Here is a 25485-nt window from a genome sequence, read left to right on the forward strand (position 1 = left end):
GGCAGATCGGCTATGCCTTCGATAACGTACTGCTTTATGCCAAAGGCGGCGGCGCAGTGACGAGCAACACCTATCAGATCAGCTCGAACCTCACGAGCGCGCGGCTTGGATACAGCGAGCACGTTCTCTGGGGCGGTGCTTTGGGAGCCGGCATCGAGTACGGCTTCGCAACGGACTGGTCGGTTGGTTTCGAGTACGATCACCTATTCATGCAGCCCGCCACCGTGAACTTCGCCGCGCCTGGTGGTGGGACCGATCGCATCCGCCAGGATTTCGATCTTGTGACTGCACGGCTCAATTATAAGTTCGGCGGGCCGATTCTCCTCAAATATTGATCTCTCGCTCAAACGGCGGATCGAAAGTCCCGGCGCATCGCCGGGGCTTTTTTTGACCTGTTGGTCTGGTGGACAGTAGCCATACACGATCTTATGCATTGTTGTGAGGGCGCGCTTGCTGCATCAACGAAACCGTTCTCCTGGGCTAGTATGTTGTCGCGATCCGAGCCCCAAACGCTCAACCGAGACGAACCGGGCAGATGACGCCCGTATTCTGTCTGCTGTTAGAGTTGGCGCGGTGGCGCTGAACGGGCCTCTTGTGCTCTGGGCGCCCAGTCGGCGTCACGTTCTCAGGAACTAACCCTAGAGAGCGCTTCCGCAGAACAGCGCGGGTTAAGGTCTCCGGCTCCATTTGGCAGCCAGATTGACCGAACAGAGGAACATTCAAACGAGCATGTCTTCGAGTTACAACTCTTTGAAGCTCCAGCAGTACTGGCTCGACGAGTGGTGCTGGGCGCAGCTGATTACGCTCGCGCTGAAGATCACTTTGGGCGCATGCAATCAGAGATCCGGCGAATGGTCCGCCATCATGTCCAGCCAGCGTCGATTGACGGAGTTCGCGCCATCCTCTCCCGCTTCGACGCACGGAAAACATCCTCGGCAGATTGCGCCTGGATGCGCACCCCGAAGATGACGATCGGGACGACACCCTTGTCGGCCTATTCAAGACAACAGCGGTTGTCGTATGCGGCACGTCGGATTCGATGTGCCACTCGCAGCTATGTCAAACGGCTAGATCGCTCGCCTCGCTACGCCGGCATAGCTCATATGCGACAGCGGCCGCGACAATTCAGATAGCGCCAATGCGAATCGCCTTGACAACGCAGTGGATACGGCTGTTCGTCCCTAGCTTTCGCATTGCGTTCCTGATGTGAAAGTTGACGGTATTCTCGCTGACTTTCAGGATGACTCCGATTTCCCAAGACGATTTTCCCTCTTCCACCCACCGGAGGCATTCCTTTTCTCGTTTGGATAGGAATACTTGCGTATGGCATCCGCCCTCCGATGAAGGCGCGATCTCTGAAAACGCATGATGAAACTGCAAAGCCAAAGCGTTGAGATGACTGAGGCGATACTCGGGGTTGGCATCGTCGAACTTGGACGCAAACGATACGACAGATAGCCGTCCAAATGGCCCGAACAGTGGTACGGTAACGCCATGCTTGAGGCCGGCCTCTCTGGCTTCAACACACGCGTTTCGCCGGCTTGCAATTTATATTGGTCCGCGAGTTGATCCCATAGAAAGGGCGCCGACAGCATTGTCGTCCGCTGAACCACAGGATCGATGGCACTGTATCGGCGTTCAGAATACCGCTCGCACCAATCGGAGGGAAAGTTCACGGTCACTGCGGCCGAGAGATACCCTGGCAGGCGAGATGGCTTCGCGTCCGTCAATGCCCCGTAAGCGACTTGACTGAAGCCCTGTTCGCTCGAACAGCTCACAAGCAAATCGAACAACGCCTTAAGTGATCGCGTTTTTTTCGCACATTCGATGAAGCTAAATAAGTCCATTTTGGCACCTCGCGCCGACCGGTCCTGCGTGGTTTGACCGAACCTATCTCGGAGCTGTTCCTGCGCCACTTCAGCCTCCTCTTGCTTGCAATGTCCTCGACCGAACGCGACAAGCGTACCCCTCGTGACGCGTTGCAACTTGATTTGCCTCAGCCGAACACTTGCTCGATGAGCAAGCACTGTGCATGCGCTTCGTCCTGAGCGCGCGGACCTGAAGCGATCAGCAAATGTCGTACCAGCTCAGGCGCTCGGAACAATCTTGTACACGGACAAGCACTTGAGAGACCTGGCACCCACGCCAACGCAACGGTCACTGTTACAATTGCGACGTTCGTCGCAAGTGCTACAACCTTTGGCACTACTGACGAGAGATTAGATTCTGCATCAGCAACTAAGCGACCTAACGTTTTTACTTTGGTCACCTCCCGCGTCTGCGCCAGGCGCTGGCGGGCCTCGCGTAGAACTCTGCGCCCCCTTCATCGTCTGGTGAGGCAATCAGATGCAGAGTTGGCATGCATTCGCCAATAACGGCGCGAGAACTTGTCGTCATGGTCGCCGCGCCGTACCCAACAAAAACGCCGGCGATGGCCGCTTGCGGGATCTTGGAAGCTAAGTGCGCGTGTTCAAAATGACCCGGATATGTTTGAGCAAGCTACTCATCCGAATACCGCATAGGCCACCTGCTGGTTTCAATGACAACCAACTCACCGCGCATGATGTGCTTTGTCGTCGTGAACATTCACAGACAAAAGCTGTGCCCTTCGTGGTCCTGCACGGCGCCGCCGCTTCAGCTCGGACACATCTGTGGCGCAGAATTTCTACAACTACGAGATCATCGTTTTCGATACCCTACGCTTGCGAGCCGGATCAGCTCGCCTCCGCCCCAGCCTCAGGCGCGGGCCGGATGAAGCGCACGGCGGAACTGCTGCCAGCCTAGGCAGTTAGATCGAAAGGTCGCGATCCTCACCCGACCAGATCGGCTCGACTGAACCCACACAATGTGGCCACCCGATCATCACCGGCACGGAGCACCCGCGAGCTGACCCAAGGAGGTTTTAATTTTAGTCGCCGCAGAGGAAACTCACGGCGCAACCCATAATCAACATTCTGTAAGCCGCCTCACCTGACGGCATGCAGCAAGGCCAACACTTCTCGACAGCAGACCGTTCGGCGTCAACCGGCTCAGCGGGTGCGTACGTTGCCCCTCAGAATTGGTAGCAAATTGCACCTAGCAGATCGAGCGACGCCGCTGTAGATGCGGTCGAGTCAACACATCAGGTCAACAACGTTTGCAGGACCGATTTACAATGTCCTGCCCAGCTTGGATCGAAAAACTCCGATGACGAACAACTTCACTGACGCAACTGGCGCTCTTGCTCGATTCGCCTCAGCTCTCGAACTGGGCGACGTGCCCGTCCGCGTGAAAGCCGAAGGGCAACGTCTTCTGCTCGACTCGATCGGCTGCATGATTGCTGCAACCCGGACACGCATGGCGCCGATCGCCTACGGCTTGGCTGACTTCTTGGGAGGCGGCACCGTCGCTTCCGTGGTCGGCCGCAAACAGCATGCCAGCCTTGCGGGCGCCTTGTATGCTAACGCGCGCCTTGGGAATTGTATGGACCTCGACGAGACCTTCCCGGTTGGCCATCACTTCGGCATGGCAGCGGTTGTTGCCGCTCTCGCCCTGGGGGAGGAACGCAAGGCAACCGGTTCGCAGTTCTTGCAGGCCGTGATCACGGGATATGAACTGGGCGGGCGCGTGGCGACTGCGTTGGGGCTGCCCATGCTCTTCACGGACGGACGGCTATCCGGCTTTCCAAATCTCTACAGTTGCTCCGCGTCGGTCGTATTCGCGGCCGCCGGCGCCGCGATTCAGATCGAAGGTCAGGACGAAACTTTGGCTCGGCAGACGCTAGGCACAGCTGGCTCGAACACTCCGCTGCCGACGACGGGTATGTGGGCATCGTCGACGATCGATCTGCCGGACTGCAAATACGCGGATGCCGGTTGGGCGGCGCTTGCTGGCGTATTCGCGGCGCGGTCAGCGGGACTTGGTGCAACCGGGTTTTCTGCCATTTTCGACGGGGATCGCGGTTTGATCAAAATGTCCGGCACGGATCGTTTCGACCCGGACAACTTGGTCGGCGGCCTTGGCTCGCGCTGGATGCTCTCCGATATCACCTACAAGCCATGGCCGACGTGCCGTTGGGCTCATCACGCGCTCACCGCACTCGTCAAGGCGCTCGACAACAGAAACATCAAAGTTCAGCAAATTGAACGGATTGTAATCGGTGCGAACGTATTCCTTTGTACTCCGCGTTTTCGTAATCCTGCACCGCGCACGTTCTGTTCACGACAGTGGAGCATCCCGCATGCTGTGGCAATGATTCTGCTTGGAATTCCTGTTGGTCCGGCTTGGTTCGACCCGACGCAGGACGACGACAAGAACGTCACGACCTTGAGAGAAAAGGTAAGCATCGAGCATTGGGATCCCGCAAATGAGCTCGCAGCGCATACCGTGCGCGAACAGTGGCGCAATATGCCCGCACGCGTGACGATCGTGTTCCGCGACGGCGCGCGCCTTGAAGCTGAAACAGAGTTCGCATTGGGTGATCCGTGGACGAGCGATACAGCGTACGGGGACGAACAGGTAGTCGATAAATTTCGTGCGGTGAGCGGTCTGCCCAGCGCGCGTGCGAATGAGGTAATCCAGTCCGTACTGAATATCGAAACGCAACCAGACGTAACGGCGATCGCGTCAGCGTTGCGTCACGCTTAAGGAACGTGAGTGCGAGCGCAACAAGTCAGGCTGTCGATCTCCGGCTACCCGGACGAGGGTTATGCTGCTATGGGCCGTTTTCAGTCCGGAGCCTGGACACAACCATACGATATTGCGTGCGGAAGTTCGTCAAAAAAGCCGAGGGGCGGAAGCGGCCATGGCAAGTTCGGCGATTGCGACGATCATCTTCCGCAGAGGAGGAAGGGTGGAAATGTTCGTGAGGATTAAGATAGATCTATCTGCCATCAAAGGATTGCGCCACCGGCGGAGATAGATGCGCAGCGGGTCTCGTCGCAAGGTCAAGCCAATCAACCGGCTGAACGCCTTGCACCGAGCTGCGATGGACGTTCTCTTGTCCGAAGCGAAGCGCCCATTGCGAGCGGTGTCTAAGTCGAATGATTGCGAGCTAGGCGAAACTGATAGCGGAACTGGAGAGACCGCCGGAGCTCTCGCTCGAGCTTGCCCGACAGTGGAAAGGTCCGTTTTGAAACATTGAAGGCTCACGCCTGCACTGCTCCCGGTCTAGTGGCTCCGACGACCATCCCGGCTCAAAATGGCGGCATCTGTCGTGCTTGCCGAGCGAGCTGGTCTCGTCGGCTACAAGCTGCCGAGGCGATTCACTTTTTGGGAATTCACCGAAAGATCGAGGTCGGTGATGTCCCGATCGCTGTTGAACTACGGCGGACCGTTGCCGGAGTGAATGTTACGCCCCCCTCGTGACGTGGGCAACGGGCTTGATCGTCATGCGATCGTGGTGAGCTTGAAGGGCCGCACGCAGAGCCGACAATTGCTTGTGCGCCTTCAACCGTCGGAAGCCCTTGTTGGCCTCGATCATGCTGGGCCGCGCCCCATCGCAAGGCCATGCCGGCATCGCGCCAGCGTTTGACGTTGCGTGTGACGCGGCGAATGGTGCCCATCATATTCTCGGCGATTGTTGGCATAGGCGAGCGATCGACGAAGCTCCTTCGGCAGCTTCAACCGGACGGCAGTCAGGACTTCGTTGAGGCCTTCGAGGATGCTGGCCGCCGACGCGCGAGATTCCGGATCAATTTTTCAGCCTTGTCGGCGTCATCGAGCTCCCGAGCCGGGCGCAGCACCCGACGGCTGGCCGCATTTCAGCAGCCGTTTCATGATGTTGCGCGCCTTGTGGATCTGGCAGCGCTGGATCGCGGCGGCCGAACCGAAGGTGCGGCGGATCGTCTTGGACAACGCTTTCGCGCCGTCGACAATGTGGCGCTGTCGGGGCGAGCCCGCGCGAGACCAGGTTGTCCAGCAGGGCCTGAACCATTGCGGCGTTCTCGGTCGCCCTGTTCCACCAGCGCCAGCGGATGCTTGTTGCCTTCACCGTCGACCCGATCGCGGCGACCAGCACGAGATCGTCCCCGAGATGCAGCCATCGGTTTGGACCACCAGAAGGTCGAGCGCGGACAGATCGGCAGCCATGAAGTCGGGCAGCCGCGCCGCCTACAGCGCGACGAACTTCCGCGAGGCCGCCGACTTTCCCCCCGATCCGGGCGGTGCCGGCACGTCGCCCTCGGGCAGCCGGACAGCGCGGCCGAACCGGCGCGTCGACACGTTGATCAGCATCACGTTCACCGCCCAGCGACCGAGCCAGTCCTCCTGCGTCAGCGTCTTCCAGCTCGGAATCGGGACCTCGCGGCCGTCCACGCCACGAACCTGCGGGCGCTCGACCTCGATCTTGCCGCCGTGGACGCCGATCCCTCCCCGCGTTCGGCCCCAACGGTGCGCCTGCCGCGCCGCGTCACGACCGTGGCGCGGCCCGCAGGCCTCCGTGACATCCGCCTCCATCGTCGTGCCAAGCGCCTCGATCCCTGCCGCAAGGCAGAACCGATCGAAGCTCGACCGCACTTCTGCATGCGCTTCGTCCACAGCCCCAGTCGCCGGCGAACCAGCCGATGTGATATCTCTTGTCATGGCGTCCTTTGTGGAATCAGCACCCCGAGCCTACCGGCCCAAGGTGGGCAACGCCGACCTCTTCAGAAATTCAACAGAACCCGGGACATCCCCTCGAGATCAGTACGGGACGCTTTGACAACTGAAAGCGACCAGGCGGCTAGGATTCAGGGATCCCAACACTTTGAGCTACATCAACGATAGTGGCTTCCAGAAGTGCCGCCGATGTTTCAATGCCCATCTCTGATATCTCTCCTTGGGCATAGTGAAGCAGATCGAGAATGCTCAAAATCTGCTTCTGCCGTTGCGTTCTCGCGACATACCGCCCCTCCTCCTGACCCACGCTTCTTTGGCGAGGTGGCTTTAACGAATCAACGTCATCCCCATCTCTCGCTTGAGACGCTGCCGTACGAGGAAGGCGAGGACCGCCATCGATCGTATTATAGTCCACGGATATCAGGAAGATCGGAATGTGTTTCGTCGAGCCATTCTCAAGAAGGCGCTTACAGATAAGCAATACGTCAGGGATCGGCGGTGGAGCGATCAGGATAAGATCCGGCTGATGTTCAATAGCCAACGAAACCGCGCAGTCGAATTCGGCTACGATCACCTGCATCGTGGACTGATCGAGTGCTTCCCGAAACACCGTTAGATAACGTGTCAAGGCTACCACTAGAGCCTTTGGCATGCGAGGCTCCGGTAACAGAGGACGTCTGCAGAGCCAACAGATTGCCTTGTTGCGGCCTCCCTTGCAGAAGTATATTTGATTATCGCTCGTATCATATGCCCCATCGGCGTTTCCTGACTCGGAGGATTTTCGTTCAGGCATTGCCCGCTGGAGAACCCTGGTCTCTAGCGCCGTCTGAACGAATTTCTAGCTCTTGCAAGTCGCGCCGTTTAGTCGCGAACCGCGCCGTCACGATGGTGAGTAATACATCAAAGTAGGACGGCAGCCTCCTACCAGTTCTGGAGGGAAGCGCAGAATAACCCTATGGTATATTCGCTCAGGTGCATCGGAGACGTTAGGTGCCCAAGACAGTTGCTGACAGCGAGTCCTGCCAGCGCCGTTTTCGCAGCGACGAGTTTCCGTCCTTGGTTTGGCTCTCGCGGCATTGATCTCCCCCGAATACTGGACGCTTTGGGAGTCTCTTAGCTCTGAGGGGGATCTATCGGGATTGGGCGGAGTGCAACTCTCGAAGCCTTTAGTCCACGCGAACGCCTCGACCTAGGTTTCGGAGCGGGTCGGGTACTGACGACATGAACGAGCTCACTCTCAAAGCCGTGGAGAAGCTCTTCATCCGGGATCATTCAGCAGTCTGGCAGCTCGTCAATGCGTGGTGTCTTGCGGCTGGCAGGGCAGCACGACATTCGGGTGACGCCGTGCCGCACGCCGCGACCGGAGAGATGGCAATCTGGCGCCGGCCACTGCCGGCTTCATCGTCAGTTTTACCGCCCGGCGTGACCTCGCGCACGGCACACATGGGCCGCCGTGCCGACGGACGCCGAACTCGTCCTGACTGAAGTAAAAAACCTCATGTCCAGGGTCCTAGGAAGGCTATCAAGCGAGTTTCTAAGAAAGAGCCTGATCGAACACCCCGGACCGGGTTGCCACACGAGCCCGAACAAGTTGAGCAGCCGTTTGGGCGTCCGTTCCGAAATGACATAAGGATGTGCCATGAACGGCTCCGGTCTAACGGAAGGCTTCAATCGTCATTGCCCAGTGAGGGCAACTGCTTGGCACGCTGGTCGCGATCACTTTCTCGATATTGACCCGCCGCATTGGTGATGGGCTATCGAACCTCACCTGTGTGCCGTCAGGTGGCGCGATAGCCACCGCGGCAGGCGCCATTGCGCCGGTGGCACGATAGGCCGCTACAGAAACGCCGGGACGAAGCCTTTGACCGATTGTAGCTCAGGCCGCTCGCTGCCCGAGGTCGACGGCTTTACGAAGTTTCGCTGAATAGCCCACGTTGCACGCGATGATCGCCTATTGAGATACCGAATAGCAGTTCGGCCATTTACCTTACTGTGCAAGCGCCAGATCATCTCTGTGAACGATCGGCTTGAGCTCACAGCCGAGCGACGAAGGCACAATCTTTGACTGAGGCTGCCGTGTAACGTGGCGGAGCTCAGCGCTCGAATAGATTGAAATACCGCGAGCCACTTCGCTTCCGCTAACATCGCGTATGACAACGGCATCACCACGGACGAAGTCTCCCGTGAACGATGTGACCTGCGGCGCCCAGAGGCTTTCGCCCAATCGCAATTGCGTCACTGGACCATTCCCGACCATAAGTGCGCCTGTTGGCCGCAATGCGCCCGCAATCCACCTCTTTCTTGTGAGGCGTGCTTCGGTGGAAGGATAAAACCAGGTGCACGGCTTGCCAGCATCAACAGCTGAGAGGGGATGCACATCGCGGCCGTCCGCAATGATCATTTTGCATCCAGAGGCGAGCGCCATTCGCGCGGCGACGAGTTTGCTTTTCATTCCGCCGCAGCTGTAACCAAGCCGGGTACCACCGGCCATGAGTTCGATTTGTGGGGTCACCTCATACACCTCTTTGATCAAAGCGGCGCTTGCCGATTCATAGGGGTCCGCCGAGTAAAGACCGGCCACGTTCGACAGAAGCACCAAGGTGTCGCCTCCAACTAACTGTGCAGTACGAGCAGCGAGACGATCATTATCGCCGAAAGTTACCGCGCTTCCCGCAATAGCGTCGTTTTCGTTGATCACGGGAATCGTTTGGAAGTTCATAAGCTTGACTAGGGTCTCCCGAAGGTTGGCTAGACGCCGCTTCTGTGTCGTATCGTCTAGAGTGAGTAGAATCTGGGCGACCGTCAGCCCATGTCGCGCAAATCTTTCCCTGTAAGCTTTAGCAAGTTCAGCTTGGCCGACGGCAGCTGCAGCTTGTCGATGTGTCGCCGATAGCATTTTTTCGTGCAAGTTTAGAGCATATCGTCCAATAGCGACAGCGCCGGACGAAACCAGAGCCACATCCTGACCGCGTCCACGGAGCCGCGCGATATCGTTGGCCAAAGTGTCAAGCCACGCCTCTCGAACTGTGCCGCTGCCTTGCTCGACGATGAGAGCCGAGCCGATTTTCACGATGATGCGGCGGGCCGAAGCAAGCGTTGGTTGACGCGGACGTTTTGAACCCGAGTCTGTCTCGCGGTAATTTACCGGGGCTCCGAATTCTGTCACCGAACTACCTCGCCTAAGCTCCTCGCCGCCCATAGCCCACCTTGTACAGCTTGAATCGTGTGAATAACCGCGCAATCACCAAGAATTCCCTCTCCATGAATGCTTTCGAAATTGTCACTAGTTTCGACCAGAAATCGGCTTGATAGACGCTTTCATTCGCGAGTGAGTGGCTCGTTAAACCTGGAGTGTGAACCGCGGTATTACGCGACTATGACATCCCTGGCGTCGAGCCGACATTTGGTTCTCGTTTCCTTGATTGCCCTCCTTACCGGTGGCAAAGGAGCGTTGGTGCGCTCCGCAGAGGAACGTTGCGCCTAGTCGAGTTCGTCTCGCGCCGCCACTCTCGACGACGGCTCGCTCCTTCGCGGGATTGAACGGGTCTACGGCTTCTCGCCACGACGCTAGAGCCCTCATCATCAATAGTACTGTCATGTCCATTTCCAGCCGCGTTCGGCCATGACGGAAGGACGAAGGATCGCCCTACTCTCCTGAAGCTCTCGGATATGAAGGCAGGATTCGCACAATAGTGGTTTACATCCGCTTGTTTATTCTTATTATAGGTGTACGCGACTTACAAGCTCTATTTATGAGGCGCAAATGAGCGAATCAGATCAGCAACTTCAGAACGATCAGCCTGCAGCGAACTGTATCGATCGGGTCGCAAAGGACCTCTACGGGATCGGGGAAATGCCGCCGTTGGGTTACGTACCGAAGCACATGAACGCTTGGGTGATACGTCGGGAGCGACATGGGGACCCAGAGAGTGCAATGCGGGCGGAAGTGGTTGACACGCCTGCGATCGGCCCAGAGGACGCGCTGGTCATGATTATGGCGGCCGGAGTAAACTACAATGGAGTTTGGGCAGCTCTCGGCCAGCCGGTGTCGCCCTTCGACATACACCGGCAATCCCATCACATCGCGGGATCAGATGGTGCGGGGATTGTCTGGGCGGTCGGGGATCGCGTCAGGGGATGGAAAGTTGGCGACGAGGTCGTTCTCCATTGTCATCAGGATGACGGCGACGATGTCGAGTGCAACGGCGGCGATCCGATGTTGTCGCCTTCTCACAGAATATGGGGTTACGAAACTCCGGACGGCTCCTTTGCGCAGTTTGCACGCGTCCAGTCCCGTCAGCTAGTAGCCCGGCCCAAGCACCTAAGCTGGGAGGAGAGCGCCTGCTATACGCTCACGCTGGCTACGGCATACAGGATGTTGTTTGGTCATCGCCCTCACGTCATCAGACCAGGTCAAAACGTTTTAGTGTGGGGTGCGGCTGGCGGTCTCGGATCGATGGCAATCCAGCTTGTGACGGTCGCGGGTGCCAATGCGATTGGCGTCGTTTCTGAGGAGGCGAAACGCGAGTATGTGATGTCGCTGGGCGCAAAGGGAGTTATAAACCGGACGGACTTCGACTGCTGGGGCCAACTTCCAGATGTTGATGAAAGCGCTGCGTACGGCGATTACTTGAAGGAGGTACGCCGCTTCGGGAAAGCCATTTGGAATATCACAGGAAAGGGAAACGATGTCGATATCGTCTTTGAGCACCCCGGCGAGACGACATTTCCCGTCAGTTGTTTTGTCGTGAGGCGAGGCGGAATGGTTGTCTTCTGCGCAGGGACCTCAGGTTACAACCTCACGATGGATGCCCGCTTCATCTGGATGAGGCAGAAGAGAATCCAGGGAAGTCATTTCGCGAATCCCTATCAAGTCTGGGAGGCAAATCGGCTTGTTATCGAGGAGCGACTGGATCCGTGCCTTTCTGAAGTTTTCACGTGGTCCGAGATTCCCCGTGCGCACAGGAGAATGTGGAGGAATCAGCACCAGCCCGGAAACATGGCGGTTCTCATCCAAGCGAGTCCAGCCCGCCAATAAATTAGCGGGGCCAAGAAGCATCGGCCAGAAGATGAGGTATAGAGAAGTCCCCAATCGATGCGAAACGGTCGGCCGAACGCCAAGAGACCGTTTCCGCTGGGCTCCAGCGCTTCGCCTTCTTTCAAGTTGATGCATCTACTGTCAGTGCGCACTTTCCCGCATCTCCCGGCAGTTTCTTACTATAGATGTTCGTAGGATTGAATAATTCTCCGCGTGGATGTATCAAAACTCTAGTCATGGCGAGGGACCGCAATCTCGCTGATCAGACTAAATGGGAACGTTATGATGATTCTGGAAACCGAAGTTCAAGGCACGGTTCTAGTCGCGCGGTTCAACCATGCGAACGCCAATAATCCGATGAGCCTAGAGCTCGAAAATGCCATCCGCGCAGTATGCGATGAGACAGAGAACAATTCTGCGATACAGGCTTTGGTGTTGACAGGGGGGAATGAGCGCTCCTTTTGCGCCGGCGGTGATTTCAACGAAGTAGCGCAACTCTCCGAACGCCCAGCAGTAGAGGCCTTCGTCGACAGGCTGATTGACTTCTATTGTACGATACTGAACGTCACGAAGCCGACTGTTGCCGCTGTCGGGGGATACGCAGTAGGCATCGGCTTTCAGGTCGCGTTGTGCTGCGATTGGCGCATCGGATCACCAGAAACCAAGCTGCTTATGTGGGAATTGAAACATGGACTCGCTTGCACACTCGGCGGCTATATGCTCGAAAATATCGTGAGTCGAGCGGCGATGTCCGACGTTATTTATGGCTGCGAGGCTATTCCAGTTTCATGGGCGGCGGACCACAAGTTACTCCACGAGGTGGTTGATTCCCCGAAGCTTGTGGAGCGGGCTGTCGCGCGAGCGCAGATGCTCGGCGAATTTCCGGAGGTCACATTCCGACGAACGAAGGAATCGGTGAACCAGCGGTTCGTCGCCGGTTTGCGCGAGATCGCGACCGAGGCGAAGGAAGCACATGTTGCTGGATTTGGAAGCAGGGCCGCCGAAAAGCACTTTAAGAAAATCCTGCGCGAGTAGGTTAAAGCGGTTACATGGTCGTAACGCCTGTTCGCACGGGTCCAGTGCTGCAGTTGCTCGGGCTCTATCGCCTGGCCTTCGAATCCGAGAGTCTCACGACCAGCGAAACAATGTCGGCTCGAGCATCCTCGTCCTTGATCTTCATGAAGGCCTTGACTAGCTCCAAGATCTGCTTTCCCAGCTTGCCTTTTTGAGCGCCGACTATCGCAGAAATTTCGGAAAATGGCGATGTCCGTCGCGGCGTTTCGCGTTCGTTGATATCGAAGAAATGCGAGATGGGAGTGTTCAGGGCACGGGCAATTTCGTAAAGCCGGCTGGCAGGCACCCTACTTGTTCCATTCTCGTGCTTCTGGAGCTGCTGAAACACGATATCTAGCCGACTCGCAAGTTCCTTCTGACTGAGCCCGATTTGCTTTCTCTGGCTTCGAATGCGTTCGCCAATTCTCACGTCAAGATCGTTGCATGTCACGACTGAGCCCGATCATTCTAACTTCTCTACCCGCACTGATAACATTGGCAATGTAGTTGATTCAACTGAGTATTTTGTCATCATGATGCGATCATGAGAGGAATCTCGCCGGACGGACGCAGCGGCCCGTGGCGGACCTCACCTGCTCGCGGCCGCAGGCGAGTCCTATCAGATAAACTTAGCCACCGGCACAACGTTGCCCACGACCGCGCCACCGAGTTCGGCAAGTTCTGACGAAATCGCACCCGCTTTCGCGGGCCACCTCGATCTCGATCTGCTCATGAACATGGGTCGATGCCTTAGTGCAAGCATCTTTAAAAGGCTACGGAGCGTGGTCGAGTTCTAACATGGCTCCGGCTTTGCTGCGGCGGTTGCGTGCCGCGCGCTGGTGTGTGGATAGCGCAGCGTGTGCAAGTCGGCCTTGCGTACTCAAGGGGACTGTGCACGACCCCCGCTTCTCCGTCATACTCCCGGATTGACCTTCTCACAGTTGAAAAAGGTATTTCACCGTAGCTGGCTGATGGGTCCCCTCTCGCTATCAAAGCGCACATGATGCGGCCTCTCATTGGCGCCGGCCGCGCGGCTTGGGGGCACGATGCGCGCGAGCCAATTAGTTGGACTGCACCCCTCAAGTGAGACACGATAATCTCGGTGACAGGGCATTTTCCGAGGATGACCTGTGGCAGCAAGAGGGAAGAACCGTCAGTTTCCGACGGCTTACAAACTGAAGGCGATCAAGCGTGTCGAGCGAGGCGAAGGCGTTCTGCCTTTGGCGCGCGAGCTTGGGATATCGCGTAAGATACTGCACGACTGGATCAAGGCCTGGAAGGCGCAAGGGCCGGAGGGATTGAACCGCAAGCCAGGACCGAAGCCGGGCCCCCGAAAGCTCAAAGCCCCGGCAACCTATGACGACAAGCGGTCTGCACTGGCACGAGCGAATGCCCGCATCGCCGAACTCGAACGGCTGGTCGGCCGCCAGCAGATGGACCTTGATTTTTTTCGGCAAGCCTTGCGCGCATTGGAGCGGCCGGTGGCGCAAGGCAAACCCGCATCCGCATCGTCGAAGTCATCCAAGCCATGACATCGGAGGCAACGGATTCCAATGCCGACGTGCAACGGCTCTGTGGTCTGGCCGGTCTGCCACGCGCGACCTATTACCGGCACCTCACCAGACGCAGTCGTGAGACGGCCGACTGCGAGCTGCGCGACCAGCTGCAACGCATTTGCCTCAAGCATCCGTTCTACGGCTACCGGCGCGTGACTGCCACCATCCGCCGCAAGGGCATGGTCGTGAATGCCAAGAAGGTGCTCAGGCTCATGCGCGAGGATAATCTTCTCGCACAGCGCAAGGCGCCGTTCCTGAAACCGCCGGCAGAGCGATCAAGGAACATTGTCGTCGTCCCGAATCTCGTGCGCGGCCTGGTGCCGTCCGCCCCTGATCAGATCTGGGTCGCGGACATCACCTACGTCCATCTCGCCAGGACCTTCGCCTATCTTGCGGTCATCCTCGACGCCTTCTCGCGCAAGGCGGTTGGCTGGGCCTTCGAGAACACGCTCGATGCCTCACTCGCGATCGCGGCATTGGACCGGGCAATCGCGGCCCGCAAGCCGCAACGCGGCAGCCTGATCCACCACTCCGATCGCGGCGTGCAATACGCCTCGATCGCCTACCGCCAGATATTAGCGGATCGTGACATCACGATCAGCATGAGCAGGCCGGGCAACCCCTTCGACAACGCCAAGGCTGAGAGCTTCATGAAAACGCTCAAGGCCGAAGAGGTCAACGGCAAGGCGTTCTCCGACATCCGAGACGCGCGTCGCCGGATCGATAGCTTCATCGCGGACGTCTACAACAAGGAACGCCTGCACTCAGCGCTCGGCTATCAATCGCCCCTTGAGTTCGAAGCCGTGTTCGCGCAAAACAAGGCACGATAACCCGTCGTGGCAACCGACCCTGTCACCGAGATTATCGTGTCTCACTTGAGGGGTGCAGTCCATTAGCTTTGTCGAGCCCCCTAACCCGCGATCAGTACTGGCGCAAGCGTCGATGCTGAATGTCTCGCTGAGCTTCTGCTTTCTGCCGGCGGAGCACTATGGCCAAGCGAGCCTCAGCCATGCCGGAAAATCGCCTCCTCCTGGCCAGCGCAATGAGCGCGTCGCTGTGGTCGGGCCATCGCGGCGGATCGTCATCGCGCGCTTCGCCGCCGCATCTTCCCCTTGGCATGCCGGGCGAACTCGCGGTCGAGCAGCGGCCTTATCGCCCACTCGCAGTTGGGCCTCAAGCGGGCCCAGCGTATCGGTCAGGCCAGCTCGGGACCACGGTGTCATGATTGTCACCGAGAAAACATGTGACAATATCAACGAGATCTTACGGCTCCATCATGCCGAATGCATGGTCGCGGATCGCATCGATGATGGGTGTACTGACGCCCCCTCGAGTCCCCGATCCGAAAGACCGGCTCCGCCGCCTGGTCTGCGTTCTTCGCAACATCCTCTTCGGTTGGCGACACCACCGCTATGACAGAATGCCGCGTCCATCTCGTCAACCAGGGTGCGCCAACGCAGTTCAGGACACCCGCCCGTCTGCCCGAATTGCAACGCTCTGACGAAACCTTTTCGAATCCTTCTGGCTAACTCTCACGCCAATAGCCGGCGGGCGAGCACGCGGTACTTGTGGGTTTCATTTGGGCCATCGTAGATGCGAGACATCCGCTGAAGATCGTACCAATGTGCGAGCGGACTCTCATATGTGCAACCAGCAGCGCCGTGGATCTGAACCGCTCGGTCAACGACGCGGTCCACCATTTCGGCGGAGGTCATCTTGATCATACCTGCTTCCATGCGGGTATCCTCGCCGCGATCATCCTTCTCCGCGCAAGTATACAGCATCAGTCGTTGGTGCTGGATTTCGATCCATGAGTCCACGATCATCGACTGGACAGCTTGCTTTTCGCTGAGCGGACCTTCGAACACGACCCGCTTCTTAGCGTATTCGACCATCATATCATAGCTGCGCTGAGCAATTCCGAGCGCCTTAGCTCCAAGTTCGAAGCGGGCCCTTGATAGTTGCTGTTGTGCGACTTTGAATCCGGCACCTTCCCCCCCGATGAACGCAACGTCATCGACCCTGCAATTCTCAAGCGTCAGCTCGTGCGTCATGTACCCACCAAGCATAGGCACCGGACGCGCGATAAGGCCTGGATTATCCTTCTCGACGACAAACATCGAAATGCCCTCAGCGCTTTTCTGCTTGGTTGTGCGGGCAAAAACCAAGACGCCTTCCGTGTCATCGAAGAAGCTGACCCAACTCTTCGCGCCGTTGATGACCCAAGTGTCGCCATCCCGCTTCGCGTACGTTGAAACAGAGCGAGCCGGATCTGCTCCGCCGCCTGGCTCGGTTAGCGCAAAACAATATCGCTTGGCGTCAGACAGAAGAGGATCGAGGTAACGCGCCTTCTGCTCGCCTTGTAGATGGAACAGAGCATGGTGGACCTCGCCGCCGAAGCGGATCGGCGCTAGACATTTGTAATTCTCCTCGAAGACAGCCAGTCGATCGACCAGAGAAAGATGCACCCTGCTTAGCTCGCGCGGCAGGCGGAGCCCCCACAGACCAGCCTCTCGCGCCGCTGCACGTCCGGCCTCATAGTCCTCCCGGCTTAGCTTCTCGCCTCTGAGGATTCGCGTCTCAAGGGGCGCCTGGTGATCCTTGACGATCCTCCGAACCAAATCGACCAGCGCTCGTGTTTGTTCCTTGAACTCGTACATGTCATTTCCTGTCTGTTATTCCAGATGATCGATCAAATCGGCAGGGGCCGCCTGAAGCGCCTGTCACGCGCGGCCGCCTGGGTTAACCGTGCTGGCGTCCTGCGAACATAGTGTCCGGCCGAAGTCGGACCAACTACCGAACTAGGGGGGTACAAACGGTGGCATCGTCGCCCCATACGTTGTAGAATTTCCTCGGTTGGATTGCACGCAAGGGTCACGAGCCCCATTCCTGGCTCGCCACGGGGCTGGGAGACTCACTCGACTTCATCTGGTGTTGGGCAGGTGTTGGACTTGCATCGCCCGGAAATTACAGGTTGGGCCGATCTATCCTGGCGCGGTATCGACGCGAGAACAGGAACTGGCCGACGAATTCGTCGTGAGAGAAAGCTTTTCATGCAGTTGGTCCACGCGGCTATAGGGAATGGAAGCGGGGCGATTCACTTGCGAGACGATCTCGTTGTCTGCGAATGCGAGACGCACTTGGCGCATTCGGCTTCGAATACCTTGAGCGCGGCGAGGACCATACGGATTTCTGGATCAGCTTGATCTCCGATCGTTGAAATATGTCCAGCATCTCTCCGACTTCGCCGCCGATCCTGTAACGCTGGCCAACCGCACCTGCTCACAGCATAGTAGGTGCTCAAGCACGTCCCGGCAGCTCGTTCAAGGCAGGGCTTCAGATTGGGCGCTGAGCGCGAGCTGAAGCAGTCAGCAAAGGCGACTCGCGATTCCCGATTCCGCTAGCTCGCATCAAGATTAGGCGAGAAACGATCGTGTGATCGAGTTCCCGACGAAACGATCTTCTCCGCAGCACCTCAAGATCGCCGCCCTGGAAGTGGCCGTTCGCAAAATCGAACTTACTTACATGTTCCTCCAAGCAGCCTGGGTCTTCGCGCTCACGAGCGACCGCCCGCTCACCTGTTTACACCGGCATATGCTTAGGGTCACCAAGCGCAAGTCGGATGTAGGATGGGACTTTGAAGCTGATCAGGGATAAGCCCGGTCAGACGAGGCTGTGCTGAGCCCAGATGTTGGTCGTGCGATTGAGTAGGGCGCAGCTACGCGTACGGGAGTGACGCAGAGATCAAATCCGGATTCGAATTTGGAAGACACTTCCCAAGGTGTTCCCACCGAGCGGGGCCATTGCGCGACCGTGATCGTCTATAGCAACAGCTTGCGTGTACCGCAGAGCGCTGCGTTAGAACGGCTGGAATGGACATGAAAGTGTCGAGCCAAAGCCACATTCTCAAAAAGCAAAACGCCTGATGCCGCGCGATGAACTGATATCCTGCATTAAGGTAGACGCCGTACGCCGCCGCAAATACTGCGACGAACGAGCGACGCTTTGATTGTGTGGCCCGGCTCCGAGCACTGCGGCGCGAGCGCTAATGAGACGCAGCAACTTGCGCCTCGGTCAACTACCAACGTTAGTGATTGATCTACGTAGCAGCATGTCAGATTACTAATCGATGGGCGTCAGTCTGATCGCAAATAGTTCGCAATGCAACAACCACGGGTCTTGCAACCTGACGGATGCGCTGGGTCATAACCTGCAGAGATTCTGCGCCTCTCACGGTGACCTCTCGTCTGGTCTCGGTCGTGGCCGATCGCACGCTGAGCCGGCCTCGCAAGACTGTAAGGAAGTGAGAATATGAATCAAACCGTCAATCAGATTCCGCCGTATCGTTGGGCCAAACGGGCGCGCGATTCTGTCGCCCCGGAGGGGGGTACGACTTCGGGCGGCGACCTCATTGAGCTTGGCGGAGGATTCGATTTTCCCGACGCCCTGCCGGACATCGTGTCGGAGGCGATGGCAGCCGCCGAGTTGAGGAGCGAGACACTGCAATATGGTCCGCTTTATGGGCTCAATGATTTACGCGATGCCGTCGCCGAGTATCTTCGCCAGGATGGGATCGCAGCCACTCGGGAGAACATTCTGGTCGTCAACGGCGCCAAACACGGGCTGGATCTGGCGTGTCGGGTCTTTCTTGAGCCCGAGGACCCCGTAATTGTAGCTGCACCCACTTACCTGATGGCCGCCAAAATCCTCAGGCATGCCGAGGCCTCCTTCGTGTCCATACCTCAGGACGAAGAGGGCATGGACACGGAGGTCCTCAGGGACCGGCTGCAGGCACGGCAGGATGCCGGCGAATCTATGCCCAAGTTGCTGTACGATATGCCGGATTTCCACAATCCGACTGGCATCCCGATGTCGGCCGTTCGCCGGCGAAGGCTTGTCGATTTAGCCACGCAATATGACTTCGTCATCATTGAAGACGACCCCTATCGCCGCATCCGATTTGAGGGCGAAGCGGTGCCTCCAATCAAGGCCTTCGACGAGAGCGGCCGAGTGATCGGCTTGGGGACCATTTCCAAGATTCTCGCGCCAGGGCTGCGCATCGGCTGGGTAAACGCAGACCCTGCCATCGTCCGCCGCATAGCCGCTCATAAATCCGACGGCGGCTCCTGCCCATTGCTGCAACGAATCGTTGTCCAGCTCTTGCGTAACCGGAAAATGGACCAGCACGTCGCAACGCTCATAAGCCTGCTGCGCGTCCATCGAAACGCGATGATCGACGCTATTCACGAGCACCTCCCCGACACATTAGTTCGTGTGCCGAACGGCGGTTACTTCCTGTGGGTGCGGCTGCCGCCTGGGATCGATGCGGACGAGCTCGTCCGCCGCGCAGCGAAGGAGGGCGTGTCCATCATCTCCGGCCGACTGTGCTTTGCCGAAGAGCCGCCCGGCTCCTTCCTCCGTCTCGCCTACAGTTTCAGCACACCAGCCGACATTGTCGAGGGCGTCAAACGGCTGGGTCGCGCCTATGCCTCGATAAGGTCGGAGCTCGAGACGTCGATCAACCGAATCGTCCGATCATGACCAGCTTTGGTCAGCATCAAGTGCGGAGTCCTGAAGTTTCGCGAGCACAGTATCCAGAACATGAAAGTCTCGATCATGACTGAGAATGTCCATTTTTCGGTACGGACATGGAAAGAATTCGAATCGGCATTCTCCCATGATCCCATGTAGACGACACTACAGGATGCTCGACATCGAAAATGCGGCGATCTTCGACGCAATGAGGATGTATAATAGTCAAAAAGCATGTTTCTGTGTAGCCGATGTGGTTCGGCGTTGAGACTTCATAGCGGAGAACTCCGTTCCGCCCGATATTGTCCGTGTACTCCATCGTATTGAGGACGATCTGTTGAGAAGGGATGTCCAAGTCGTACAACAATGATGTCTAGATCATCATCGAATTCATCAAGCAGGACGGGAAAGGAGCCACTATGGTTGTCAGGCCACGTTTCTTGTTGCTGGTCCTGCTGCTTGCTGTGGCCATCCCTTTGCTTCCGACGTTCTCATACGCCGCGGACTCTCTTCTTAGGTCAATGCACGAAGCAGGAGAAGCAAAGGCGGCAATCACTTCAGCTCCTCCTTTTGCATTCGTCTCGCCTTCTGGCGAGCCGCAAGGGTATCTTGTTGAGGTGACCATACTGGCCCTCAAAGGCATGGACGTACCGAGACTCTCCGCAGTTCTCATGTCGTGGGGTGCAGATATCGCCGGACTGCAGGCACGCCATTTCGATTTAGTGCCGGGCGGCCTTCTAATCACCGCGGCCCGCTGCAACGCTGTATCGTTTTCGGCACCTATCACCGCGCAGCAGGATGCTCTATATGTGCCGCCCGGAAATCCGAAGCGTCTTACCGGATACATTCAGTTTGCGCAAAGCTTCGATCTTAAGCTCGCGGTGGTGACGGGCTCGGCGCAGGAGGGGTACGCGGCCACGCAAGGGGTCAAGTCAGATCAGCTTGTGCGTGTTCCTGACATTCAGGCGGGCATCGCGACCGTGCTGGGCGGTCGGACCAACGCTTTCGCTGTCGGGCAATTCAGCGTGCCGAATCCGCAGCAAAAGGGTGTCGAGATAGTCGTCGACACAACATCGCCCGTGAGTGGCATCGGTATCGCCTTCAAAGAAGATGCAGGTTTTCGCGATACATTCAACGCGCAGCTTGAGGTCCTAAGAAGGAGTGGCGCGCTGAAGGAACTGTACGCCGAGAAGTACGGATTCCCGAACTGGGATACACTTGCCACGCTCACCAAGGCCAGCGACGTTTTGCCAGGCTGCGAGTAAAGGAGCGATGCAAGTGGAAGCAGTGCTGGAGTACTGGCCATCACTCGCGCGGGGCTTGTTGGTCACGGTGTGGGTGGCCTTTTGCACCATTTCGGGTGCAGCACTCGGCGCGCTTGTCCTCGGCCCGCTGAGGCTCTCCAAGAGCCCAGCGGTACGAATATCGTCGATGCTCTTCATCGAGATCATTCGCGGTCCCTCGGCTCTGGTCTGGCTGTTCTGGGTCTTCTATGTTCTGCCACTCATGCCCTGGGTGCCGCGTCTCAGTCCTGTCACGGCATCGATCATAGTCTTGTCGCTGCTTGGTGCCGCATACGGCGCCGAGATCGTTCGCGGCGGCATCGAGGCAGTCCACCGCGGGCAGATGGATGCTTGCCATGCGCTTGGATTGAATAAAATTCAGAGCCTTACGAAGGTCGTGCTGCCGCAGGCGCTTTCGCAGATCGTTCCGGCGTTCGGCAGCCTGGCGAGAGACATGGTCAGGTGGACCTCGATCGTGAGCTTCGTCGGCGTGCAGGACGTGCTCTATGTTGCAAACAACGTTCGCAGCCAGACATTCGAGACGGCCACCGTCTTCTGCCTGCTGGCCGCCGTTTATTGGATTCTGTGTCTTCTTTGCGCTGCGGCATTTCAGGCAATCGAACGCGCGCTTCCGCTCAATCGTGCGTTACGAGCCGCACGCCTGAGGGCGCAGATCGCGCCCGCAGCGGATTCGCCGGCAGGGGTGACCCAATGACGTGGGACTGGAGCTTTGCCCTCGACATTCTGCCGCGCCTCATGGTGGGCGTTTGGTATACCGTCCTGGTAACGCTTGCGAGCTCGGCCATTGCACTCACAGCCGGCCTGCTGCTTGCGATCTTGGAGAATGTAAGTTCCACGCTCGGACGGGCATTCGTGCGTTTCCTGCTCGAACTCTTTCGGGGAGTGCCGATCCTCGTCCTGCTCTACTTTGCGTTCTACGTGCTGCCGGAAGTGGGGCTCACGTTTCCGGCAATGCCGATTGGCATTGCCGTATTGGGCGTGGTCTATGCAGCGTTCTGCTCGGAGGTCTACCGCGGGAGTCTGATCACGATACCGGCCGAGTTGCGCGACGCGTGTGTGGCGCTCCATTTGAGCCCGTATGTCACATGGCGACGCGTGCTGGTTCCTTTGATGATCAAGCGATCCGTTCCCGCATTGCTCAATTACGTGCTCGCCCTGTTCCGGAACTCCTCGTACCTGTTTGCGCTCGGAGTGCCGGTGCTGATGGGGCAGGCCAACACGGCCGGCTACGAAAGCTTCCGCTACCTCGAGCCCTTCACTCTGGCCGGCCTCATCTACATCGTGATGAACTTGCCGTTCCTCTATCTCCTTTCCCGACTGAAGGACAAGCATGTCTAGCACCGTGGACTTCAGTCACCACGATCCCTTCGTGGCGGCAGGCGCCGCAGCTTTCGATGCGAAGGACCCGCATCGCTCCGCTCCCAACTCGCAAGAGGCCATGTACGCGATCGAATTCGAGAAGGTCTCGAAATCCTTCGGTGCTCACCGCGTGCTCGTCGACCTCGACCTGCAGGTGCGCCCCGGGGAGAAAGTCACGCTGATCGGCCCGAGCGGCTCTGGAAAAACGACTGTGCTGCGGCTCGCCATGACGCTGGAAAAGCCGACCAGCGGCGACATCCGCCTTTTCGGAGAAAGCATCCTCTTCGATGCGGTCGGAAAACCGCTCTCGAGCTCGCAGGAGGCGCGGGTTCGCCGTCGGTGCGGCATGGTGTTCCAGCAATTCAACCTTTTCCCGCACCTGACCGTGCTGCAGAACCTGATCTTGGCACCAACGACCGTGCTGGGCCAACACAAGGAGCAGGCCGCGAGAAGCGCGCTCGACTATCTCCGCATGGTGGGTCTCGAAGCCAAAGTCCATGCCTATCCGGCCCAGCTGTCTGGAGGTCAGCAGCAGCGCATCGCGATCGCGCGGGCGCTCATCTTGAAACCCGAGATCATTCTCCTGGACGAAATCACCTCCGCACTGGATCCTGAGCTCGCCGGCGAGGTTCTCGACGTGGTGCGAGGCGTGGCGCAGGAGACGAAGGTCACGCTGCTGATCGTCACGCACGAGATGCGCTTCGCGCGCGAGGTCTCCGACCGCGTCCTCGTCTTCGACGCCGGACGTATCATCGAGCAGGGCTCGCCCGACAAGATCTTCAGCAACCCCGAAACCACCCGCACGCGCACCTTCCTGCGATCCGTCCTCGACCACTGAATTCGAGGTTCTCGTGATGCAGACATTGTCCGATTCCCCTTCGCGCGCCTGAACCGTCCTCCTGATGTGGAGGTGGTCGTCATCGATGTTCGCTCCAAAGCGCGAAAGAGGCATTCCGCCATCGTATTATCCTCATGGCCGCTGGCGCATCCGAAGAAGCCGACCCTTTGTGCGGAGTGGTTTAAAGACGATGGGGTCGTGCTTACGGCGAGACGAACGCATCTGTGCGCCGATGATAGTTACAGCATTCGGCGTCAAGAGTGATTGACCGAGTTTCGCTAAAGGTCGCGCGGGCGGACATAAGATCGAAGGAGATGTTGGCCTAATTTGATCTTCCAAGAAACTCCACGTTTCGCTCCTTGTGCTTGGTGTCCGTTAGCCGCCAGTTCCATTTCAAGTTCAATTGAGGGGGACGGAAGTTCTGCTCGGTCGCTGCTCACGGAGGAGGCTTGGTATGCAGAATAGGGGTCTGGAATGGCCATACGTGAAGTGCACGGCAGACTGTATGACGCTTTCGTTATCGGATCAGGCATCAACGAAACCGCCGCCTTGCAAGAGCCCGCGTTGGCCGGTTATTCAGTGCTGGGCGTTGACATGCACAATTTCGGTTCCGGCGCGTCCGCGCGGTCGAGCCGCGTACTGCATTGCTGGCTTCGATACTTGGCACCTAGCTAGCCAACCGCCGTGGAAGTTGGCGCGTCAACCCCAGCGGTTTATCACCGCTTGAAGATGGCCCGTCAGGCGGTCACCGCGCGAAGTGAATTTGTACATGTCGAGCCGCATCAAGTGAGTGCGATCCAAGTTCACTTCACCATATGCGAGGGCGGGACCGTACGCCACTTGGCAGGTCCGTGCTGCTTTCGGGCTGTTGGGGGCTATGAACGTCGGCGGCATTCCGCTGGATTATCCCGTCGCACGATGAAGCAGTGCAAGCTCCCATGCTCCGCATGCTGCGTGCCCGGGATCAACTAAAGACCGCGGCCTCCTACCGCGAGTACTTTTTTGGCCTGAGCGCGTCCGCGTTGATGCAGCACTCGACGCCGAAGCCTCCGGAGCCACCGTGCTGAACTACGCACGCACGGCGTCGTGTATAAGGGCGCCCGACGGCGACTGGCGCATTCATCTGGACGGCGATGTCGCGTTTGAACGCGCGTTGTGTTGAACATGGCCGGAATCTGGATCGACGACCTTCTGCACACGGTCAACCCTCGCGCAGCGAGACGTGTTCTGGGCACAAAGGGCGCTCACATCCTGGTGCGCATGCCCGAAAAGTGTAGATCGCGCAGGATTGCGACCATCAACTCCAAAGGTGAACCGTTCTATTGCTTGCCTTGTGGCAACTATCACTACTTCGGACCGACGGAGACGCTGTACGAAGATGAAAAGGAGCATGTATTCATCAATGCGACAGAGTTCGACTTTCTGCTGGCCGAGGCGAACCGCCAGTTCCTTCACTGGCGCTGAACGGCTCGCACGTTGTGCAAACGTGGGCTGGGGTGCGCTCGTTGACGTTTGATAGTGACCTGCCGATGGGCGATCGCAATCGGCTGTTGCACGAATTATCTGACGACGGTTTGGCTGGGATGCTTGCTTTAACCGGTCGACCGTTGACGTCCCCCCGATCCGCCGACAGGGAGGTTCGAAAGGCCGTGGACCGGCTAGTTGGCCAGGGAAGCGTCCCCACCCGGCAAAGCCCACCGCGCACACTGCGGTCCCGGCACTTTCTGTAGAAGGTATGCGCGGACGAGCTAACGGCGCGACTGCTATTGCATCAAATCGCAGTAGCGGAGCGAGTGCGCACCTTTCCGCGCTTTTCTTCCGGCAATTAGATGTCGCCTGGTTTGAGCGAACCGAACCCGTGACTGTTCGCAAAGTCGCAAGCGCGATGGCTGCATCGCTGAATTGGGAACAATCGAAGGTCCATTTTGAGATCGCCAAGTTCCTTGACGAACTGAACTCGATGTTCGGATATGGCGCTAGTAAGGAGACGGAAGAACCTGGACCGCCCAAATCTTTGTCTTCTCGATTGCCCGCAGTCCTGCATAGCGACATTCCAGGCGCTGTTTGCGATCAAACCGCGCGTTAAGAATTGGTTCGACCAGACAGCGCACGACATCACTCTTGTTCAAGCAAGTGCGGCGCGGCAATCAGGATGGAAGTGCAGCGTCAATCAGGATGAGAGAGCTTCGCCGGGCTCGTGACGCAGGGAGGGCGTAGCCCGACCGGAGT

General features: G+C 58.1%; 18 protein-coding genes and 2 pseudogenes. 13 read left to right on the forward strand and 7 right to left on the reverse strand.

All coding sequences use genetic code 11. The annotated features are described in order from the left end of the window. Positions 1-335 (forward strand): outer membrane protein (locus tag ABIC09_RS36475; RefSeq protein WP_502917735.1); only part of this gene is annotated, 335 nt, incomplete at its 5' end. Between the two features lie 790 nt (positions 336-1125). Here ABIC09_RS36475 and ABIC09_RS37510 read toward each other — a convergent pair. Together ABIC09_RS37510 and ABIC09_RS36480 are read right to left on the reverse strand one after the other, a co-directional pair. Continuing rightward, a complete protein-coding gene (locus tag ABIC09_RS37510) occupies positions 1126-1278 on the reverse strand; it encodes a helix-turn-helix transcriptional regulator (RefSeq protein ID WP_502917736.1) in 153 nt (50 codons plus the stop codon). A 96-nt stretch (positions 1279-1374) separates the two neighbouring features. Further along, positions 1375-1847 (reverse strand): annotated as a pseudogene (locus tag ABIC09_RS36480) (autoinducer binding domain-containing protein); the annotation flags it as partial. Between the two features lie 1339 nt (positions 1848-3186). Between ABIC09_RS36480 and ABIC09_RS36485 the strand changes: the two are divergent. Further along, entirely contained in the window at positions 3187-4626 is a 1440-nt protein-coding gene (locus ABIC09_RS36485; RefSeq protein WP_354112310.1) for an MmgE/PrpD family protein, read from the forward strand. A 703-nt stretch (positions 4627-5329) separates the two neighbouring features. Here ABIC09_RS36485 and ABIC09_RS36490 read toward each other — a convergent pair. The 3 genes and pseudogenes from ABIC09_RS36490 to proB form a co-directional block, all read right to left on the reverse strand. Further along, positions 5330-6561, reverse strand: a pseudogene (locus tag ABIC09_RS36490) (IS256 family transposase). A 139-nt stretch (positions 6562-6700) separates the two neighbouring features. Further along, positions 6701-7228, reverse strand: coding sequence for a response regulator (locus ABIC09_RS36495; protein ID WP_354112311.1), 528 nt, complete (start codon positions 7226-7228; stop codon positions 6701-6703). Between the two features lie 1335 nt (positions 7229-8563). Continuing rightward, entirely contained in the window at positions 8564-9742 is a 1179-nt protein-coding gene (gene proB, locus ABIC09_RS36500; RefSeq protein ID WP_354112312.1) for a glutamate 5-kinase, read from the reverse strand. Positions 9743-10429: 687 nt separating this feature from the next. Here proB and ccrA point away from each other — a divergent pair. Both ccrA and ABIC09_RS36510 read left to right on the forward strand, forming a co-directional pair. Continuing rightward, complete coding sequence (gene ccrA / locus ABIC09_RS36505) at positions 10430-11614, forward strand: crotonyl-CoA carboxylase/reductase (protein ID WP_354112324.1); 1185 nt, start codon at positions 10430-10432, stop codon at positions 11612-11614. Between the two features lie 285 nt (positions 11615-11899). Further along, positions 11900-12649, forward strand: coding sequence for an enoyl-CoA hydratase/isomerase family protein (locus ABIC09_RS36510; protein ID WP_354112313.1), 750 nt, complete (start codon positions 11900-11902; stop codon positions 12647-12649). A gap of 64 nt (positions 12650-12713) precedes the next feature. Here the strand turns inward: ABIC09_RS36510 and ABIC09_RS36515 are convergent, their stop codons facing one another. After that, positions 12714-13118 carry a helix-turn-helix domain-containing protein gene (locus ABIC09_RS36515; RefSeq protein WP_354112314.1) on the reverse strand — a complete coding sequence of 135 codons (405 nt, stop codon included), beginning with the start codon at positions 13116-13118 and terminating at the stop codon, positions 12714-12716. A gap of 679 nt (positions 13119-13797) precedes the next feature. Between ABIC09_RS36515 and ABIC09_RS36520 the strand changes: the two genes are divergently transcribed. Next, positions 13798-14199: a helix-turn-helix domain-containing protein gene (locus ABIC09_RS36520; protein WP_354112315.1), complete on the forward strand. Its 402-nt coding sequence runs from the start codon at positions 13798-13800 to the stop codon at positions 14197-14199. Beyond that, positions 14196-15053 (forward strand): IS3 family transposase, encoded by an 858-nt coding sequence (locus ABIC09_RS36525; RefSeq protein ID WP_354112316.1) that lies wholly within the window; start codon positions 14196-14198, stop codon positions 15051-15053. The genes ABIC09_RS36520 and ABIC09_RS36525 overlap by 4 nt, the downstream gene beginning before the upstream one ends. Before the next feature lie 702 nt (positions 15054-15755). Here ABIC09_RS36525 and ABIC09_RS36530 read toward each other — a convergent pair. Beyond that, positions 15756-16883, reverse strand: a complete 1128-nt coding sequence (locus tag ABIC09_RS36530) for an acyl-CoA dehydrogenase family protein (RefSeq protein WP_354112317.1) — start codon at positions 16881-16883, stop codon at positions 15756-15758. A gap of 1651 nt (positions 16884-18534) precedes the next feature. Between ABIC09_RS36530 and ABIC09_RS36535 the strand changes: the two genes are divergently transcribed. The 7 genes from ABIC09_RS36535 (at position 18535) to ABIC09_RS36565 (ending at position 24720) form a co-directional block, all read left to right on the forward strand. Next, positions 18535-19764, forward strand: a complete 1230-nt coding sequence (locus tag ABIC09_RS36535; protein ID WP_354112318.1) for an aminotransferase-like domain-containing protein — start codon at positions 18535-18537, stop codon at positions 19762-19764. Positions 19765-20174: 410 nt separating this feature from the next. Then, complete coding sequence (locus ABIC09_RS36540) at positions 20175-21020, forward strand: transporter substrate-binding domain-containing protein (RefSeq protein WP_354112319.1); 846 nt, start codon at positions 20175-20177, stop codon at positions 21018-21020. 13 nt (positions 21021-21033) lie between these two features. Continuing rightward, on the forward strand, positions 21034-21753 hold the full coding sequence (locus ABIC09_RS36545; RefSeq protein ID WP_354112320.1) for an amino acid ABC transporter permease: 720 nt from the start codon (positions 21034-21036) through the stop codon (positions 21751-21753). Then, positions 21750-22397, forward strand: coding sequence for an amino acid ABC transporter permease (locus ABIC09_RS36550; protein ID WP_354112321.1), 648 nt, complete (start codon positions 21750-21752; stop codon positions 22395-22397). The genes ABIC09_RS36545 and ABIC09_RS36550 overlap by 4 nt, the downstream gene beginning before the upstream one ends. 100 nt (positions 22398-22497) lie before the next feature. Continuing rightward, positions 22498-23256, forward strand: coding sequence for an amino acid ABC transporter ATP-binding protein (locus ABIC09_RS36555; RefSeq protein WP_354112325.1), 759 nt, complete (start codon positions 22498-22500; stop codon positions 23254-23256). 474 nt (positions 23257-23730) lie between these two features. Next, positions 23731-23931 carry an FAD-dependent oxidoreductase gene (locus ABIC09_RS36560; RefSeq protein ID WP_354112322.1) on the forward strand — a complete coding sequence of 67 codons (201 nt, stop codon included), beginning with the start codon at positions 23731-23733 and terminating at the stop codon, positions 23929-23931. Positions 23932-24411: 480 nt separating this feature from the next. After that, on the forward strand, positions 24412-24720 hold the full coding sequence (locus tag ABIC09_RS36565) for a hypothetical protein (RefSeq protein WP_354112323.1): 309 nt from the start codon (positions 24412-24414) through the stop codon (positions 24718-24720). The last annotated feature ends 765 nt before the right edge of the window (positions 24721-25485 follow it).

Origin of the sequence: Bradyrhizobium sp. S3.12.5 (assembly GCF_040548225.1) — a bacterium.
Classification (GTDB): Bacteria; Pseudomonadota; Alphaproteobacteria; order Rhizobiales; family Xanthobacteraceae; genus Bradyrhizobium; species Bradyrhizobium cytisi.